Genomic DNA, 16,745 nt, shown 5'->3' on the forward strand with positions numbered 1-16,745 from the left:
CCGGGGCGGGCGCGCCGCGGCCAGGGCCTAACCGTCCACGCGTTCCACCGGCTGGCGCAGGACGGTCCGCAGCTTCTCGGGGGCGGTCCGGCGGGGATCACCGAGGTAGACCTCGTGATGCCGGGCCGTGGCCCGCAGTCCGTGGTCGGCGAGGTAGGTCCCGTGCAGCTCCTCCATCACGGGGGTCTCGTCGTCGTAGGAGCCGATGTGCAGCACCTGGGCGCTCAGCCCCTCGTGCAGGGTCAGGTGCCGGAGCCGGGAGATCGCGGGCAGCTTCTTCTTGGTCAGCGCGCTGTGCCGGGCCTCTTCGACGCGGTCCTCGGTGATCCAGGAGGGCATGCTGATCAGCATGGTCCACTGCCAGGCGTCCTTGTCCCGGCGGGTGAAGGCGTCGAGCCGGTCCGACCACCACAGCCCCTCCAGCGGAGCGACGACGAAATCGCCGCCCTCCGTGGCTCTGGCGGCGAACTTGAGGGTGTAGGCGACGGCGTAGAGCGCGCCGACCGCCTCGGCGTAGGCGGGCGCGGTGTTCGGGTCCCCGGCTCCGTCGACGGCGACGAACTGCTGCTCCGGAACGTCCACGAGGGCCCATCGGGTGTTCCGGGGCGCGTAGAGCTCCTTCTGGGCCCGCTTGACGTCGTACGGCGCCATGAGTGTCTCCCCTTCCGGAAGGTGCGTAGGGCCATGGTCGCGCGGACGGGCCCCTCTCCCACGGCTTTCCGCCGTGGGAGAGGGGCCCGTCGCACCATCCGCGGGGATGCCCGGGTCAGCGGGCGCCTGCCGGCTCCTTGTCGAGGGAGGGCGGCGGGGTGGACGCGTCCGCCGAGTCGTCCGGCGGGACGTCGTGGCCGTGCGACGCCTCCATCTGCGCCTCGTCGAAGGGCCGGTGCCCGGCGAGGACGGCCGCGGCCTGCTCCTTGTCGATCTCCTTGGTCCAGGTGCCCACCAGCACCGTGGCCACCGCGTTGCCGGCGAAGTTGGTCAGCGCGCGGCACTCGCTCATGAAGCGGTCGATGCCGACGATCAGGCCGACGCCGTCCACCAGGTCGGGGCGGTGCGACTGCAGGCCGCCGGCGAGGGTGGCCAGGCCGGCGCCGGTGACGCCCGCCGCCCCCTTGGAGGCGATGATCATGAACACCAGCAGCGAGATCTGCTCGCCGAGGGACAGCGGGTTGCCGGTGGCCTCAGCGACGAAGAGGGACGCCATGGTCAGGTAGATGGCCGTGCCGTCCAGGTTGAAGGAGTAGCCGGTGGGGACGGTGATGCCGACGACCGGGCGGCTGACTCCGAGGTGCTCCATCTTCGCGATCAGCCGGGGCAGCGCCGACTCCGAGGAGGACGTCGAGAGGATCAGCAGGAACTCCCGGCCCAGGTACTTCAGGAGGGAGAAGATGTTGACGCCCGCCACCATCCGCAGGATCAGGCCCAGCACGACGAAGACGAACAGCGCGCAGGTGACGTAGAAGCCGATCATGATGACCGCGAGGGACTTCAGCGCGTCCAGGCCGGTCTCCCCGACCACCGCGGCGATCGCGCCGAAGGCGCCCACCGGGGCGAGCCACATGATCATCCACAGCACGCGGAAGACCAGCCGCTGCAGGTGGCCGATGCCGCGCAGGATCGGTTCGCCGGAGGAGCCCATCGCCTGGAGGGCGAAGCCGACCAGCAGGGCGACCAGCAGCGCCTGGAGGACCTCGCCCCCGGTCAGCGCGGAGATCAGGGTGGTGGGGATGACGCCGAGCAGGAACTCGACGGTGCCGCCGCTGCCGCCCTCCGCCTCGGCGGCGCCGGCCTTCGCGGCCTCCTCGGTCAGGTTCAGGCCGCTGCCCGGGTCCAGGACGTTGCCGACGACCAGGCCGATGGCCAGCGCGACGGTCGACATCGCGAGGAAGTAGCCCAGCGCCAGACCGCCGACGGCGCCGACCTTGGCGGCCTTCCGGACCGACCCGACGCCGAGGACGATCGTGCAGAAGATGACCGGGGAGATCATCATCTTGATCAGGTCGACGAAGCCGGAGCCCAGCGGCTTGAGCTCCACGGCCACGCCGGGCGCGACGAAGCCGAGGAGGATGCCGGCCAGCACCGCGACGATCACGGCGATGTAGAGGTAGTGCGTACGGTCCCGCTTGGCTGCGGGCTTCTGCGTCGCCGGGGCGGCGGAGCCCTGCGGCGGGGTCTCGGACGGCGGCGTCTGGCCTGGCACGTCGACTCCTCGGGGGGGGGTGAGCGGCTGTCGGAATCCCGGCGAATATGCACCCCCGGAGTGGTGCAGGTCACGGTTACGTGCATTACGTGCACGGAAACGGCGGGGAGACGGCGGGGAAGGCCCTCGTACGGCGGCGTCGCCGCGGCTCGCGCGCCCGGGGGCCGCGTCACGGTGCATGCGCCGTCCGGCCGCCGCCGTGCACACTGGCCGGTATGCGCGTCCCCCGACCCCGCAGCCTGGCGGGCCAGCTCTTCGCGATGCAGGTCGTGCTGGTCGCCCTGCTGGTCGCGGGGTGCGCGGTCTACGCCTACGTCCAGGACCGCGGACAGGCGCGGGAGTCCGCCCGGCAACAGGCCACGGCCACGGCCCTGGCGGTGGCCGACTCCCCCTCCGTGCGGAAGGCGATCCGTACGGAGCATCCCACGCGGACCCTCCAGCCGTACGCCGAACGCGTACGGCAGGACACCGGAGTGACCTTCATCACCATCATGGACCCCGAGGGCACCCGGTGGACGCACCCGAACCCGGAGCGCATCGGCGGCACCTTCGTCGGCCACCGCGGCCCCGCGCTGGAGGGCCGCACCTTCCACGAGACCTACACCGGCACGCTCGGCCCCTCGGTGCGGGTGGTCACCCCCGTCCGGGACGACGGCCGCATCGTCGGCCTGGTCAGCGCGGGCATAGCGGTGGAGCGGATCAGCGCGCAGGTCGCCGAGCAGGTCACCGCCCTGCTCGGGGTGGCCGGCCTGGCGCTGACCCTCGGCGGGGTCGGCACCTACTGGGTCAACGCGCGACTGCGCCGGCACACGCACGGCATGAACGCCACCGAGCTGAGCCGGATGCACGACTACCACGAGGCGACGCTGCACGCGGTGCGCGAGGGGCTGGTGATGCTCGACGGACAGCGCCGCATCGCCCTGATCAACGACGGCGCCCGCGCGCTGCTCGGACTGCACGCCCCGGCGGGCGGCGACGCGGCGGCGAGCGACGACGCGACGGTGGGCCGGTACGTCGCCGACCTGGGCCTGCCGCCGTCGCTGACCGGTGCACTGCTGGCCTCCGAGCCACGCGTGGACGAGGTGCACCTGACGGACGACCGGGTCGTGGTCGTCAACACCTCGCCCGTCACGGGTGGTGAACGGCGCGGCACCGTCGTCACCCTGCGGGACCACACCGAACTCCAGACGCTCACCGGCGAACTGGACTCCGCGCGGGGTCTCGCCGAGGCGCTGCGCTCCCAGGCGCACGAGGCCGCCAACCGGCTGCACACCGTGGTGTCGCTGATCGAACTGGACCGGGCGGAGGAGGCGATGGAGTTCGCCACCGAGGAGCTGGAGCTGGCGCAGGCGCTCACCGACCAGGTGGTGGCCGCCGTCGCGGAACCGGTGCTGGCGGCGTTGCTGCTGGGCAAGGCGGCGCAGGCCAACGAGCGGGGTGTCGAGCTGACGCTCACGCCGGACAGCCGCATCGACGACGGTCTCGTCCCGCCCGAGCTTCCGTCCCGCGACCTGGTGACCGTCGTCGGCAACCTCATCGACAACGCGGTGGACGCCTCCGCCCGCGTGGCCGACGGCGCCGCGCCGGACGGGTCCGACGGGCCGGACGCGCCCGGCCTCCTCCGCCCCGCCCCGCGCCCGGCGGGCGCACCCGCGGCAGCTGAGGGCGCCGGCGGCACCCGTACCGGGGGCGCGGGGGCGCCCCCCGACACGACGGAGCACGTCGCGGGGACCTCCCGGGCCGCAGGGCCCAGGGGGAGGGGCCGGGGCACGACCTCCGCCCCGGCACGGGTCACGGTGACCGTGCGGGTACGGGAGGACGGCACGGACCGCGCGCGCGAACTGCTCGTCCGCGTCGCCGACTCCGGCCACGGCATCGACCCGGCGGACGCCGACGCGGTCTTCCACCGGGGCTGGTCCACCAAGGGCGACCCCGGCGGCCGGGGCCGCGGCCTCGGCCTGGCCCTCGTCCGGCAGACCGCCCGCCGCCACGGCGGCGACGTGACGCTCGCCGAAGCCCCCGGCGGCGGCGCCGAGTTCACCGTGGTCCTCCCCCTCGGCCGGGCCGCACCGCGGACGGCGGCCCCGCCGCGCCCCCGCACCGGCGACGCCGCCCGCACCGGAGGCGGCCGGTGAAGCCCCCCGGCAGAACACCGGACGGCGCGACCGGCCCGCCGCAGGCGATCCGCGTGCTCGTCGTCGAGGACGACCCCGTGGCCGCCGACGCGCACGCGACCTACGTCGCGCGGGTGCCCGGCTTCGAGGTCGCGGGCGTCGCGCACACCCGCGCGGAAGCGGCACGCACGCTGGACCGCACCCCCGTCGACCTGATCCTGCTCGACCTGTACCTGCCCGACGGACACGGCCTGGCGCTGCTGCGCGCGTTGCGCGGAGCGGGACACTCCGTCGACGTGTTCGCCGTGACCTCCGCACGCGACCTCACCGTCGTGCGGGAGGGCGTCGTCCTCGGCGTGGTGCAGCACGTGCTGAAGCCGTTCACCTTCCCCACCCTGCGCGACCGGCTGCGCCAGTACGCCGAGTTCCGGCAGAGCACCGGCGGCGACGGGGGCGGCGGAGAGGCGGGCAGCCAGGCCGAGGTGGACCGGGCACTGTCCGCGCTGCGCGCGCCGCAACCCGCCACGCTGCCCAAGGGACTGGCCGCCGCCACCCTGGAGACCGTCACCGCGGCCCTGCGGGACGCCGGGGAGGACGGCCTGACGGCGGCGGCCGCCGCCGAGCAGGTGGGCGTCAACCGCATCACCGCCCGCCGCTACCTGGAGCACCTGGTGACCGCCGGGCGGGCCGAACGGCGGCCGCAGTACGGGCAGGTGGGCCGCCCGGAGTTCTGTTACCGCTGGCTCACGCGATATTGACCTTGGACGGTGACGGCCGTACGGTCCCGGGCAGCAGACCACGAGGCCGACGGCGGACCACCGGTGGCCCGCCACGGCCGTGGCCGAGGAGGTCATGCTCGTGCGCCCCACCGCTCCGCTGATGCTCACCGTCGCCGCGGTCCTCGCCGCGGGCACGCTCACCGCCTGCGGCGGCGACTCCGGCGACGACCCGAACACGCTTCAGGTCGCGTTCCCCAAGGACACCAACAACAAGGTGACGGTGCGGGACGACTACGTCGAGTACGTCGCGAAGCAGTTCGAGAAGGCCCACCCGGGCAAGACGGTCGAGCTGGTGCCGATCCAGGCGTCCCAGCAGGACTACTACACCAAGATCCAGCAGATGATGCGCTCCCCGCAGACCGCGCCGGACCTGGTCTACGAGGACACCTTCCTCATCAACTCCGACATCGAGAGCGGCTACCTCCTCCCGCTCGACCCCTACCTGAAGAAGTGGAAGTACTGGGACCGCTTCGAGGACTCGGCGAAGACCGCCGCCAAGGCCCGCAACGGCAAGACCTACGGCGTGCCCGACGGCACCGACACCCGCGCGCTGTGGTTCAACCGGGAGATCTTCGCGAAGGCCGGGCTCCCGGAGGACTGGAAGCCGCAGACCTGGGACGACGTGCTCCAGGCCGCGCGCACGATCGACCGCGAGGTGCCTGGCGTCATCCCGCTCAACGTCTTCACCGGCAAGGCCGCCGGTGAGGCCGCGGCCATGCAGGGCTTCGAGATGCTGCTGTACGGCACCGGCCGCGACCCGCTGTACGACCCGCAGTCCGAGAAGTGGGTGACCGGCAGTCAGGGCTTCGTGGACAGCCTGGAGTTCATCGACACCGTGTACGCGGACGGCCTCGGCCCCGACGTGTCCGACGCCCTGTCCCCCAACATCCAGACCCGGGTGCCCACCGAACTGCTGCCCGAGGGAGACCTGGCCATCGCGCTGGACGGCTCCTGGCTCGGCAACCAGTGGCTCGACACCGGCGGCCGCCCCTGGCCGGACTGGTCCGGGACGATGGGCATGGCGCCGATGCCGACGCAGGACGGGCAGCAGCCGGGCAGCGTCAGCATGTCCGGCGGCTGGACGTGGTCCATCCCGGAGAACTCCGGCAACCACGACCTCGCCTGGAAGCTGATCGAGACCCTCCAGACCCCGGAGAACGCCCGCGAGTGGTGCATCCGCGGCGCCCAGATCGCCGTCCGGGAGGACGTGGCGCAGCACCCCGAGTACCGGAAGTCCATGCCCGGCATCGAGTTCTTCACCGACCTGGTCGAGGTGACGCACTACCGGCCCGCGCTGCCCGTGTACCCGCGCGTCTCCGGCGCGCTCACGGAGGCCATGGAGAAGGTGACGACCGGCGACGCCTCGCCCCGGGAGGCGGCGAAGACGTACGACGAGGAGCTGCGCACCCTCACCGACGGGGCGGTCGTCCAGCGGTGAGCGTCGCGAAGACCGCCGACGGGCCCGTCCGTCCGCCGCGGCGCCGGGACACGGCGGCGCACGACCCGGCCGGGCGCGGGCCGCGGGGCCTGCGATGGCTGCCGGTCGCCCCGGCCACCGCCATGCTGCTGCTGTTCCTCGCCGGGCCGATCGGCTACTGCTGCTGGATCGCCTTCACCGACACGCAGCTCACCGGGCAGGCGTCCGCGTCGTTCGTCGGCCTGGAGAACTTCCGCCGCGCGTTCGCCGACCCCGACTTCCTGAACGCCGTGGTACTCACCCTGGTGTTCACCGTGGTCTCCGCGATCCTCGGGCAGAACACCCTGGGCCTGGCGCTGGCCGCGCTGATGCGGCGCGCGAGCCGCCTCGTACGGTCGCTCACCGGGGCGGTCGTCATCTGCGCCTGGGTGCTGCCGGAGATCGTCGCCGGCTTCCTGCTCTACACCTTCTTCAGCAGCCGCGGCACCCTCAACGACGTGCTCGCCTGGCTCCAGCTCCCCGAGCAGAACTGGCTGTTCACGCTGCCGATCCTCGCGGTGTCGTTCGCCAACGTGTGGCGGGGCACCGCCTTCTCCATGCTCGTCTACTCCGCGGCGCTGTCCGACGTGCCGCACGAGGTGACCGAGTCGGCGGAGGTGGACGGCGCGAGCGGATGGCAGCGGATGTGGCACATCACGCTGCCGATGATCCGCCGCTCCATCGGCACCAACCTGATGCTCAACACCCTCCAGACGCTGTCCGTCTTCGGGCTGATCTGGGCGATGACCCGCGGCGGCCCCGGGCAGCGCAGCACCACCCTGCCGGTGTTCATGTACGACACCGCGTTCAACAAGGCGCTCATCGGCTACGGCACGGCCGTCGCCCTGCTGCTGCTCCTCGTGGGCGCGCTGTTCTCCGTCGTCTACCTGCGCCTGCTGCGCGAGGAGGTGTAGCCGGTGCCGCCCACCGTGCCCCGGGAGGTGCCGCCCGGCGCCGACTCCGCCTCCACCACGCACGCCGCGCCGAAGCCGACGCCCGACTCGCTGGACCTGCCGCGCCCGCACCTGGACCGCGACCTGCGCACCCGGCTCCGGCCCGGCCTGTCCCTGCGGCCCTCGGTGCTGCTCAGCCGGCGCCGCCGGCAGCGGCTCGCCGCCGACCTCGGCCTGCTCGCGGTCGCCGCCGCCTTCGTGGTGCCCCTGCTGTGGCTGGCCTTCGCCTCCCTGGACACCGAGGCGACGCTGCGCGTCGCGCCGCCCGGGGACCCCACGCTGGACAACTTCTCCGCGGTGCTCACCGAGGAGATCACCTTCCAGCCGATGCTCAACAGTCTGCTGATCTGCGGCGGCGCCACCCTGATCACCATGGTGTGCGCGGCGCTGGCCGCCTACCCGCTGTCCCGTTTCCGGTCCCGCTTCAGCCGGCCGTACCTGCTGACCATCCTGTTCAGCACCTGCCTGCCGATCACGGCCGTCATGGTCCCGGTCTACGGCCTCTTCGTCCAGATCGACCTGATCGACACCCGCTACGGCACCGCGCTGTTCCTCGCCACCTCCCAACTGCCGTTCGCCGTCTTCCTGATGAAGAACTTCATGGACGGCGTGCCGGTGGTGCTGGAGGAGGCGGCTTGGACGGACGGCGCGAGCTGGCGCCAGTCCCTGCTGCGCGTCGTCCTGCCGCTGATGGGCCCGGGGCTCGGCGTCGTGACCGTCTACTCGTTCATCATGATGTGGGGCAACTTCTTCGTCCCCTTCATGCTGCTCGTCGACCCGGCGAAACTGCCCGCGTCGGTCACCCTCTTCACCTTCTTCGGCAACTACGGCGCGGTCGCGTTCGGGCAGCTCGCCGCCTTCTCCGTGCTGTACTCGACGCCGGTCATCCTGCTGTACGTGCTGATCTCCCGCCGACTCGGCGGCGGATTCACCCTCGGTGGCGCCGTCAAGGGCTGAATCACGCCAGCGTCTGGTCGTTCCCCTAGCGGGGCGCCGGTTTACTTCCCGCAACGTCGCCGGGGGGCGGCCGGAGGGGGAGTACATGCCGGTGAGCACCACTGTGCCGGGCGCGCGGGCCGAGGATCCGTCCGCCCTGGTGGGCTGGATCGCCCGGAGCGTCGCCGAACGCGCCGGGCTCCCCCCGGAGTCGGTGGACCCGACCACGCCGTTCGCCGACTGCGGCCTCTCCTCGCGGGACGCCGTCGCCCTGCTCGGCGACCTGCAGACGCACCTCTCGCAGGACCTTTCCCCCGCCCTGATGTGGGAACACCCCACCCCGCAGGCGCTCGGCACCCACCTCGCGAGCGCGCCGTCCGCTGCCGCCGCTCCGCACCCGCCGTCCGGGCCGAAAACCGACCCCCCGGCCGTGGAGGAGGCCACGTCCCGGCACGAGGCCGGCGCCGTGGCGGTGATCGGAATGGGGTGCCGCTTCCCCGGCTCCGACGGGCCGGCCGCCCTGTGGCGGCACCTGATCGCGGGGGACGACCTGGTGTCGGCCCCGGGGGCCCGGCGTGAACTGCTCGGCGACCACGGCCCGCTGGGGCTGCTCGACGACGTGGCGGGATTCGACGCGGAGTTCTTCTCGCTGTCCGGCCGCGAGGCCGCCTACGTCGATCCTCAGCAGCGTCTGCTGCTGGAGACCGCCTGGGAGGCGCTGGAGGACGCCGGCATCCCGCCGCGCTCGCTCGCCGGCAGCACGACCGGCGTGTTCGTCGGCATCAGCGCCAGCGACTACGGCCGCCTCCAGGGCGGCACGGGCGCCGCACTCGGCCCGTACAGCGGCAGCGGCCAGTCGCTCACCATGGCGGCCAACCGGCTCTCGTACCTCCTCGACCTCGGCGGACCGAGCATGGCCGTCGACACCGCCTGCTCCTCCTCCCTGGTGGCCGTGCACCTGGCGTGCCGGAGCCTGCGTTCCGGCGAGTGCGGCACGGCGGTCGCCGGCGGCGTCAACCTGATCCTGGCCCCCGACACCACCGAGATCTTCACGATGGCAGGGATGATGGCCGGAGACGGACGGTGCAAGACGTTCGACGCCGCCGCCGACGGCTACGTGCGGGCCGAGGGGTGCGGCGTCGTCGTCCTCAAGCGCCTGACCGACGCGCTCCGGGACGGCGACCCGGTGCTGGCGGTGATCCGCGGGACCGCCGTGAACCAGGACGGCCGCAGCAACGGCCTGACCGCGCCGAGCGGCGAGGCGCAACGTCGCGTGGTCCGGGACGCGTTGCGGGACGCGGGAATCCAGCCCGCCCGCATCGGCTACGTGGAGGCGCACGGGACCGGTACCCCGCTCGGGGACCCGGTGGAGACCCGCGCCCTGAGCGCCGTGCTCGCAGAAGGCCGCCGACCGGACGACCCGCTGCTGACGGGCTCGGTCAAGACGAACATCGGCCACGCCGAGTCCGCCGCCGGAATGGCCGGACTGATCAAGACCGTGCTGGCCCTGCGGCACGGCGTGATCCCGCCGCACCTGCACCTGAGGACGCCCAACCCGCGCATCGACACCGACGGCGTCCTGCGCATCCCGACCGTCGCGACGCCGTGGCCCGAAGGGGCCACGCCGCGTGCGGCGGGCGTCAGTTCGTTCGGCTTCGGCGGCACCAACGCCCACGTCGTCGTCACGGAGGCGCCGGAGGACGCCGACGGTGCCGCCGGACCGGGCGGCGAGGCGGGCGGCGAGGGCGCCGACGCGACCGGCCTGCGGCGGACGGACGTGCTGACGCTGAGCGCCCGCACTCCGGAGGCGCTGCACACCCTGGTCGACCGGTACGCGCGGGTGCTCCGGGACCCGGAGGGTCCGGCGTGGGACGACGTCTGCCACACGGCGGGCAGCGGCCGCACCCACTTCGCGCACCGCTTCGCGGTCGCCGCCGCGGACGCGGAGGAAGCCGCGGCCCGCGCGGAGCAGTGGCTGGCCACGGGGCGTGCCACGGGCACGCGCAGCGGACAGACCCTCGCCCCGATCGCCTCCGTCACCGCGGGCGGCACCCCTGCGGGCGGCGTGGCCTTCCTGTTCGGCGGCCAGGGCACCCAGTACCCCGGGATGGGGCGACGGCTCCTCGAGACCTCCCCCGCCTTCCGCCGCGCCCTGGAGGAGTGCGACGAGATCGCCGGGGCGCACCTCGGACGCACCATCACCTCGCTGCTGCCGGCGGAGTCCGCCGACGCGGACCTGCTCGCACGGACCCGCTACACGCAGCCCGTCCTCTTCGCGGTCGGGTACGCACTCGCCGCACTGTGGCGCTCCCGGGGCGTGGAACCGGCGTACGTGCTGGGCCACAGCGTCGGCTCACTCGCCGCGGCGTGCGTGGCGGGCGTCTTCGGCCCCGAGGACGGCCTGCGGCTGGCCGCCGAACGCGGCCGGCTCGTCGAAGAGCGGTGCGACGAGGGCCGGATGCTGGTCGTGCTCGCGGCCGAGGAGACCGTGCGGGAGGTCCTGGCCGGTCCGGACGTGGACGCGGCCGGTGCCGTCGTCGCCTGCGTCAACGGCGAGAGCAACGTCGTGGTCTCCGGCACGGCGGCCGGAGTGGACGCCGCCCGGCGCGCGTTCGCCGCCCGCGACGTGGTCACCCGCAACCTGCCGTCGGAGTACGCCTTCCACTCCCCGCTGATGGCCCCGGCCCGTGCCGCCTTTCTCGACGTCGCGCGCACCGTCGAGTTCGCGGCGCCCCGCATCCCCTTCGTCGGCGACACCGACGGTCGCCTCTTCGACGGGTCGCTGCGCCCGGACGCCGACCACTGGGCACGCCATCTGGAAGAGCCCGTGCGCTTCGCCGACGGCCTGCGCTCCCTGGCTGCCGAGGGCTGCACCACCTTCCTGGAGGCGGGCCCGGGCCGCACGCTGGGCACGGCGGGGCGTCGCACGGTGCCGGGCGCGCTGTGGCTGTGCTCGCTGCGGGAGGGCGCCGACGACCAGGCGGTGATGGCCGACGCCGTCGCCGGACTGTATGTCGCGGGGCATCCGGTCGACCGGGAGGGGGCCGGCGCGGGAAGGCCGCCGCGGCGCATCGCGGGGCTGCCCACCTACCCGTTCCGGCGCTCCCCGCACTGGCTCCCCTCCGCCGCGCCGCAGGACCCGGCGCTCCCGGCCGCCGGCCTCCGGCCGGCCGTCGCTCCCTCTCGTCCCCGAACGGAAGGAACCCTCCCCGTGGCACACCGGCCCGACGAATCTCCGGCGCAGGGCCGGGTGCTGTCGCTGCTCACCGAGACCGTCGGACGGCTGCTGGAGAACCCGGAGGCGGCCGATCCGGACGCGTCCTTCCTCGAACTGGGCGCCGACTCGCTGACGCTGATGCACACCCTGCAGGCGGTGCAGCGGACCTTCGGCGTACGCCTGCCGGTCGCCAAGCTCTTCGACGAGCTGAACACCCCGCGCCTGCTCGCGGAGTACGTCGAGGCGCAGGCACCGCAGGCCGCCGCCACCGCGGACCCGGCCGGGGCGGGGCCGCCGGAGCCGGCGACGTCCGTCGCCGCGCCGGGCACGCCCGCCGGGGAGCCCGCGGGGCGCGGGGCGCCGGGCGGCGACGCCGTCGAGCACTTCCTCTCCGTGCACGCCCGCGTGATGGACCAGGCGTACGAACTGCTGCGGGGCTCCGGGCGCCCACTGCCCCCGGGGGCCGCGGCGTCACCGGCCACCGCGACGGCGGAGGCGGGCCCGCGCACGGAACATTCGCACCGCGCCCCGACGGCCGCCCCGATCCCCCGCGCGGCGCCGGACACCTTCGTGCCGTTCCGGCAGGCCAAGGCGTCCGGCACGGCCGCTGCGTCCGGCTCCGGCCGGGCGGAGGGACGGGACGGCGAGGAGGCGAGCCGCCGCGCGTACGTCGCCGCCCTGGTGGAGCGGTACTGCGCGCGGACCGCCGAGTCCAAGGCGCAGGCCGTGCGGGAGCGCGTCCACCACGCCGACGTACGCCACGCGCCGCAGCCGCACCTCAACCTGAGAGAGGCGCGGTACCCGCTGGTCGTCACCCGCTCCGAGGGCTCCCGGGTGTGGGACGCCGACGGCAACGCGTACCTCGACCTCACCATGGGCTTCGGGGTCAACTTCTTCGGGCACCGCGAACCCTTCATCGAGCAGGCGCTCACCGAGCAGCTGGCCCGGGGCATGCACCTCGGCCCGCACAACGACCTCGCCGCCGAGACGGCGGAACTGGTCTGCGAACTGACCGGCCAGGAGCGGACCGTCTTCTGCAACACCGGTTCGGAGGCGGTGATGGTCGCGGTCCGGCTGGCACGCGCGGTGACCGGCCGGTCCAGGGTCGCGCTGTTCGCGGGTGCCTACCACGGTTCGGCGGACCCGATCCTGGCCGTGCAGAACCCCGACGGCTCCTCCGCCCACGCCGTGCCGCTCGCGCCGGGCATCCCCGAGGAGGTCGCGGCCAACGCCCTCGTCCTCCCCTACGACGACCCGGCCTCCCTGCAGGCGCTGCGCGACCACGCGGGCGAGCTCGCCGCCGTACTCGTCGAACCGGTGCAGAGCCGGCGTCCGGACATCCAGCCCGGGGAGTTCCTGCGCGAGCTGCGGGAGCTGACCCGGCAGGCGGACGTGCCGCTGATCTTCGACGAGGTGATCACCGGCTTCCGCATGCATCCGGGTGGCGCGCAGGCGCTGTTCGGGGTGCGAGCGGACCTCGCCGTCTACGGGAAGGTGATGGGCGGCGGCATGCCGATCGGTGCCGTCGCCGGCCGCGCGAAGTACCTCGACCCCATCGACGGCGGCGCCTGGACCTTCGGCGACGCGCCCTACCGGCAGAGCGTCCGGACCTTCTTCAGCGGAACCTTCTGCAAGCACCCGCTGGCGCTCGCGGCGGGCCGGGCCGTGCTGCGCGAGCTGAAGCGCCGGGGGCCGGCCCTGCAGGAGTCCGTCAGCCAGAAGACGGCGGCCCTGGCGTCCGCGGTCAACGGCCTCTTCGAAGCGGCCGACGTACCCGTCCGGCTGACCGCCTTCGGCTCTCTCTTCCGGTTCCGCTTCCTGCGGGAGACCGCGCTGTCGGAGACGGTGGAGGTCTTTCACACCGCCCTCGCGGCGAAGGGGATCTACGTCTGGGAGGGCCGCAACTGCTTCCTCTCCACCGCGCACACCGACGAGGACGTGGCCACGCTCGTCGCGGCACTCGCGGAGACCGCCGACGAGATGACCGAAGCCGGCTTCTTCCCCGGCGCGCGCACCATCCACCCACCCGCGAGCGTGCCGCCGGGCGACGCGCAGCACGAACTGTGGCTGCTGGCCCAGACGGGCGAGGACGCCTCGCGGGCCTACAACGAGAGCGTGCGGCTCGACCTCCGGGGGACGCTGGACCTTCCGGCGCTCCGTGAGGCCGTGCAGGCGGTGGTCGCCCGCCACGAGAGCCTGCGGACCGTGTTCAGCCCGGAGGAGGGCCGTCAACGGGTCCTGCCCGTCGACGCGTTCGACGTGCCGCTGGTGCGGTTCGGCGCGTCCGGTGCGGACGCGGCGGGCTGGGCGGACGCGGCCGCCTGGGCGGACGAGGTCTTCGACCTGGAAACCGGGCCACTGGTCCGCGCCGCGGTGGAACGGCTCGACGACACCCACCACCGCCTGCACCTGACCGCACACCACACCGTGGTGGACGGCTGGGCCTTCCGCGTGGCGCTGGAGGAGATCGGCCGGCTGTACTCCGCGGCCGTCGGCACGGACACCGAACCGCTGCCGCCGGCCCGCCAGTTCCGGGAACTGGTCCAGCGCGAGCACGAACGCCGCAGCGGTGAACGCCTGCGGGCCCACGAACGCTTCTGGCTGGACGCGCACGCCGACCCCGCGCCTCCGCTCCGGCTGCCGACCGACCGGCCCCGGCCCGCCCGCCCCTCGTCCGAGGGCGCGTCGGTGACCGTCACCCTCGACGACGGCCTCTCCCGCCGGATCGCCTCCGCCGGCTCCCGGCTCGGGTGCACCCCGTTCACGCTGCTGCTCAGCGCGTACGCCGGGCTGCTCCACCGGCTCACGGGCACCGGCGACGTGGTGATCGGCGTGCCGGTGGCCCAGCGCGACGAGCCCGGCGCCGACCGCGTCGTGGGCAACTGCAGCAGCGTGTTGCCCCTCCGCAGCCGCCCCGCACCGGACGCGTCGGTCCGGGACGTCACCGCCGCGATGCAGCGCCATCTGGCCGAGGCGTTCGCGCACGGCGACTGCTCGTTCGCGGCGATCGCCGCCCGGCTGCCCCGGGAAACCGAGGGCCCGCGGCGGCAGTTGCACGCCACCCTGTTCAACCTCGACCAGGCCCCCGAACCGCCCGAGCTGGCAGGGCTGGAGGTCTCGCTGGGCACGCCCGGACGGCGGCACGTCAAGTGCGACCTGGCCATGGACGTACTGCAGGAGGGCGAGCGCTACCACGTGACCGTCGAGTACCGCACCGACCTCTTCGACGCCGCCACCGTGCGCGGCTACGCCGACGCGTACACGCGGCTGCTGGAGACCTTCCTCGCCGCGCCCGACGGGCCCGCACCCGACGGGCCCGAGCCCCTCACCGGTACCCTGCGCGACGCCGGGACGAGAACGCCCCCGGCCGAGGAATCCCCCGCCGTGGAGTCCGTCCCCTCGGTGCCCGCCGCCGAGGCGGTACCGGACGCGCCGCCCGCCTACCGGGCCCCGCGGAACGCCACCGAGGCCGCCCTGCTCGCCGTCTGGCAGGAGGTGACCGGCAGCCAGGACGCCGGGACGGACGACGACTTCTTCGCCCTGGGCGGCCACTCGCTCCAGGCTGTCCGGGTGGTGGCCGCCGTGCGCGAACGGCTCGGCGCGACCATGCCGGCGCGCTGGCTGTTCGAGAACCCGACCGTCGCCGCGCTGGCCGCCCGGCTCGGCGCGGGCGAGGCCGTCGCCGCCCCGCCGTCCCGGCGGGAACGGCCGGACGTCCTGCCGCTGTCCCACGCGCAGCAGAGGCTGTGGTTCCTCGGCCGGCTCGAAGGCCCGAGCTCCACCTACAACCTGCCGCTGCCGCTGCGGCTGACGGGCCCGCTGGACACGGAGGCGCTCACCGCTGCCCTGGGCGACGTGGTGGCACGGCACGAGCCGCTGCGCACCGTCTTCGAGGAGCGCCGGGGCGTGCCGCGCCAGCACATCCTCCCGGTCGAGGACGTCCCGGCGGCCCCGGCCAAGCGGACCCTCGAACCGGCCGAGCTGGACGCGGCCGTACGACAGGCCGCCGCGCACCCCTTCGACCTGGCCGACGAGGTGCCCCTCAAGGGCAGCCTGTTCGAACTCGGCGAGCAGGACCACGTACTGCTGCTGGTGCTGCACCACGCTGCGGGCGACGGCTGGTCGCTGCCGGTGCTGGCCCGCGACCTGACGACCGCGTACACGGCGCGCCGCGCCGGGCGGGCGCCGGACTGGGCTCCGCTGGAGGTGCAGTACGCCGACTACACGCTCTGGCAGGCCGAGCGGCTCGGCTCCGCGAAGGACCCGGAGAGCCTGCTCTCCCGGCAACTCGGCTTCTGGCGCGAGGCCCTGGCGGGTCTGCCGGACGAGATCGCGCTGCCCGCGGACCGCCCGCGCCCCCGGGTCGCGAGCCACCGCGGCGGACAGGTGCGGTTCACCGTCGACGAGCGGGTGCACGCCGCGCTGGCGAAGCTCGCCCAGGAGAGCAGCGCCAGCGTCTTCATGGTGACCCAGGCCGCTCTCGCCGTCCTGCTCGACCGGCTCGGTGCGGGAACCGACGTCCCGATCGGTACGCCGGTGGCCGGCCGGCCGGAGGAGAACCTGGAGGACCTGGTCGGCTTCTTCGTGAACACCCTGGTCCTGCGCACCGACACCTCCGGGGAACCCACCTTCCGTCGGCTCGTCGAGCGCGTACGGGACGCCGACCTGGCGGCCCTGGCGCACCAGGACGTTCCGTTCGAGCAGCTGGTGCAGGCGCTCAACCCGCCGCGCTCGCGCGCCCGTCACCCGCTGTTCCAGGTGATGCTCGGGTTCGAGACGGAGGGCCCGCTGGAGCTGGAGGCCGCCGGGCTGCGGATCACCGAGGAGCCGGACCCCACCGACGTCGCCAAGTTCGACCTCTTCCTCAGCGTGCGGGAACTCCGCGCCGGGGACGGCGGCCCCGCGGGGCTCTCCGCCTGCCTGGAGTACAGCACCGACCTGTTCGACCCGGCGACCGCCCGGACGCTGACCGCCCGGCTGGAGCGTCTGCTCACCGCCTTCGCCGCCGACCCGGACCTGCGCTGCGCGGACCCGGCGCTCGGCCCCGAGCACCCCGAGAACCCCGAGAACCTCGAGAAGTGAGGGAC

Annotated in this window: 8 protein-coding genes; 6 read left to right on the plus strand and 2 right to left on the minus strand. The window is 74.0% G+C overall.

The window, feature by feature from the left end:
* Positions 1 to 27 precede the first annotated feature (27 nt).
* Together K304_RS0125170 and K304_RS31255 are read right to left on the minus strand one after the other, a co-directional pair.
* Positions 28 to 651, minus strand: coding sequence for a GyrI-like domain-containing protein (locus K304_RS0125170; RefSeq protein ID WP_027765963.1), 624 nt, complete (start codon positions 649 to 651; stop codon positions 28 to 30).
* Positions 652 to 766: 115 nt separating this feature from the next.
* Positions 767 to 2,203 (minus strand): cation:dicarboxylate symporter family transporter, encoded by a 1,437-nt coding sequence (locus K304_RS31255; protein WP_078529713.1) that lies wholly within the window; start codon positions 2,201 to 2,203, stop codon positions 767 to 769.
* 215 nt (positions 2,204 to 2,418) lie between these two features.
* On the opposite strand from K304_RS31255, the gene K304_RS31260 reads away from it, so the two are divergent.
* From K304_RS31260 to K304_RS31265, 6 genes are all read left to right on the plus strand, one after another.
* The gene (locus K304_RS31260; protein ID WP_037791987.1) at positions 2,419 to 4,338 is read left to right on the plus strand and encodes a sensor histidine kinase; all 1,920 of its coding nucleotides are present in this window, start codon (positions 2,419 to 2,421) and stop codon (positions 4,336 to 4,338) included.
* Positions 4,335 to 5,075 carry a response regulator gene (locus K304_RS0125185; RefSeq protein WP_051308835.1) on the plus strand — a complete coding sequence of 247 codons (741 nt, stop codon included), beginning with the start codon at positions 4,335 to 4,337 and terminating at the stop codon, positions 5,073 to 5,075. Before K304_RS31260 ends, K304_RS0125185 begins: the two co-directional genes overlap by 4 nt.
* Positions 5,076 to 5,175: 100 nt before the next feature.
* Entirely contained in the window at positions 5,176 to 6,534 is a 1,359-nt protein-coding gene (locus K304_RS0125190) for an ABC transporter substrate-binding protein (RefSeq protein WP_027765965.1), read from the plus strand.
* Between the two features lie 122 nt (positions 6,535 to 6,656).
* Positions 6,657 to 7,466 (plus strand): carbohydrate ABC transporter permease, encoded by an 810-nt coding sequence (locus tag K304_RS0125195; protein ID WP_051308877.1) that lies wholly within the window; start codon positions 6,657 to 6,659, stop codon positions 7,464 to 7,466.
* 147 nt (positions 7,467 to 7,613) lie between these two features.
* Positions 7,614 to 8,462 (plus strand): carbohydrate ABC transporter permease, encoded by an 849-nt coding sequence (locus K304_RS0125200; protein ID WP_051308878.1) that lies wholly within the window; start codon positions 7,614 to 7,616, stop codon positions 8,460 to 8,462.
* A gap of 91 nt (positions 8,463 to 8,553) precedes the next feature.
* Positions 8,554 to 16,740, plus strand: a complete 8,187-nt coding sequence (locus tag K304_RS31265; protein ID WP_158687424.1) for a type I polyketide synthase — start codon at positions 8,554 to 8,556, stop codon at positions 16,738 to 16,740.
* The last annotated feature ends 5 nt before the right edge of the window (positions 16,741 to 16,745 follow it).

The organism is Streptomyces sp. CNS606, assembly GCF_000426325.1.